This is a genomic window from Rhizobium sp. M1 (assembly GCF_002531805.1).
Lineage (GTDB): Bacteria > Pseudomonadota > Alphaproteobacteria > Rhizobiales > Rhizobiaceae > Rhizobium > Rhizobium etli_C.
This window is the reverse complement of the sequence record NZ_NWSW01000086.1, coordinates 1-2,719: the sequence shown is the minus strand read 5'-3', so window position 1 is coordinate 2,719 and position 2,719 is coordinate 1. Positions and strand designations below refer to the sequence as shown.

The 2,719-nt window shown below is 58.3% G+C and carries 2 protein-coding genes; both read left to right on the top strand.

Annotated features, from left to right (window positions below; translation table 11 throughout):
• Window positions 1–123: 123 nt before the first annotated feature.
• Window positions 124–1,062, top strand: coding sequence for a substrate-binding domain-containing protein (locus CO655_RS32845; protein WP_097667959.1), 939 nt, complete (start codon window positions 124–126; stop codon window positions 1,060–1,062).
• 81 nt (window positions 1,063–1,143) lie between these two features.
• Complete coding sequence (locus CO655_RS32840; protein ID WP_097609242.1) at window positions 1,144–2,688, top strand: sugar ABC transporter ATP-binding protein; 1,545 nt, start codon at window positions 1,144–1,146, stop codon at window positions 2,686–2,688.
• The last annotated feature ends 31 nt before the right edge of the window (window positions 2,689–2,719 follow it).

The window sequence follows — 2,719 nt, the reverse complement described above, 5'->3', positions numbered from 1 at the left end:
GAACGCTAAAGTCGGCAGTAGGATGTAATCGTTAACATTAGCCGTCCTTAAAACAGGAGGAGGACGGTCCGGATAATTCTGGGTGCTTCCGGACGCTCGATCAAGAAACAGGGGAATAACGACATGAAACGAATGATTCTTGGAACTGCGATGCTGGCCCTTGCGGCGTCTGCCGCCCATGCCGGTGACATCGGCGTGACCATTTCCCACTCCGACTCGAACCTGGCGGTTCTGGTGCAGGGCATCAAGGACGAGGCTGCCAAACTGAAGCAGCCGCTGCAGATCGAATTTGCCGAAGGCGATGTCAACCGGCAGCTGTCGCAGGTTCAAAACTTCATTGCCGCCAAGGTCGATGCGATCATCGTCAACACGGTGGAAACCTCGGCCACGCCGACGATGACCAAGATGGCGGCGGATGCCGGCATTCCGCTGGTTTACGTCAACAACACGCCGAGCGACGTCAAGACGCTCGGGCCGAAGGCGGCGTTCGTCGGTTCCGATGAGCATGTTGCCGGCTTGTTGCAGGCAGAGGAAGTCTGCCGCGTCCTGAGGGAAGCCAAGAAGACGGACGAGGCCGGCATTCTAATCATCCAGGGTGTTCTGGCGAACGAGACGGCCGTGTTGCGCAGCAAGGCGGTTCATGACGTCGCCGCCAAGCCGGAATGCAACTTCATGAAGATCATCGACGAACAGTCGGCCAACTGGGATCCGGTCAAGGCGCAGGACCTGATGACCAATTGGATCACCGCCGGCTACAAGCCGGTGGCGGTGCTGGCCAACAACGACGAAATGGCCATCGGCGCCGTCAACTCGCTGAAGGCGGCCGGCTGGGACATGAAGGATGTCGTCGTTGCCGGTGTCGATGCCACCAAGGAAGCGATGCATTACATGCAAAAGGGTGATCTCGACGTCACCGTCTTCCAGGACGCGATCGGACAGGGCGCCGGCTCGGTGGATGCTGCCGTCAAACTTGCCAAGGGCGAGAAAGTCCAATCCCCGATGTGGATCCCGTATGAGCTGGTCAATCCGGCCAATGTCGAGAAATACCTCGCCAAGAACTGATCGCCGCTCGGCTTCGGATGTGCCCCAAAGGCACATCCGAAGCTGGAACCTCTATGCATAGAAAGCAGAAGGTCTGCCACGATGCCGAAAATCTCACCATCGACCGTCAAGGCGGTCCGGGAAAGCGGCGCTGTTCCGACAGCCAAATATCTCCTGGAGGTCAAAGATGTCCGCAAGGAATTTGCCGGAAACGTTGCGCTGGATGACGTCTCCTTCCGCCTGAGACGCGGCACGGTTCATGCCCTTATGGGCGAAAACGGCGCGGGCAAGTCCACGCTGATGAAGATCATTGCCGGCATCTACACGCCGGACGCAGGAGAGTTTTTCTTAAACGGCCTTCCCATTCGGCTCGGCAGTCCGCTCGACGCCCTCGACAACGGCATCGCCATGATTCATCAGGAGCTCAATCTGATGAACCACATGACGATTGCGGAAAACATCTGGATCCGGCGCGAGCCAAAGAATCGTTTTGGTCTCGTCGATCATAAGGAACTGCACAGCCGCACCTACAGGCTTTTCGAGGAATTGGGCATTGATCTCGACCCCGATCAAAGGGTCGGTCTGCTTTCGGTTGCCAGCCGCCAGATGGTCGAGATTGCCAAGGCGGTTTCCTATGAATCGGATGTCCTGATCATGGACGAGCCAACGTCCGCGCTCACCGAACGCGAGGTCGAGCATCTTTTCCGTATCATCAGGACGCTGAGGGAACGGGGAAAAGGAATCATCTATATCACCCACAAGATGAACGAGCTTTTCGAAATCTCCGACGAGGTGTCGATTTTCCGCGACGGCAAACACATCGCGACCAAGGCTGCCCAAGACCTGACCCGTGAAGACGTCATCCGCATGATGGTGGGGCGCGAGATCTCGCAAATGTTTCCCAAAGTGGAGGCCAAGATCGGCGACGTGGTGCTCAGCGTCCGCGATCTATGTCTCAAAGGTATCTTCCAGCACGTCTCGTTCGACCTTCATGCCGGCGAGATTCTCGGAATCGCCGGGCTTGTCGGCGCCGGTCGCTCCAACATTGCTGAAACGCTCTTTGGCGTGACACCGGCGACATCGGGTACGATCGAGATCAGAGGCAAATCCGTCAACGTCAGTTCGCCCGCCGTCGCCATGGAAAACGGGATGGCCTTCCTCACTGAAGACCGGAAGGAATCCGGCTGCTTCCTGCTGCTGGACATTCAACAGAACATGCAGATGGCCGCCCTGCATGGCGGATATGTGCGTCGCGGCTTCGTCGAGCAGAAGCGGCTGTCGCAGGACTGCGAGGCGATGACGACATCGCTGAGGGTCAAGACCCCAGGCATGGGTGAGAAGATCCTGAATCTCTCCGGCGGCAATCAGCAGAAAGTGCTCATCGGTCGCTGGTTGCTGACAAAGCCGAGCGTCCTCATCCTCGATGAACCCACGCGCGGTATCGACGTCGGCGCCAAAGCCGAGATCCATCGCATGATTTCCACGCTCGCCTCCGAAGGCGTGGCCGTCATCATGATCTCCTCGGAACTCCCCGAGATCCTCGGGATGAGCGACCGGGTCATGACGATCCGGCAGGGACGCGTGTCCGGCATCCTCGATCGGGCTGAGGCCGATCAAGTCAAGATCATGGAGCTCGCAGCACAATGACGATAACCCCTGGGGCCACGGTTGTGGCGGA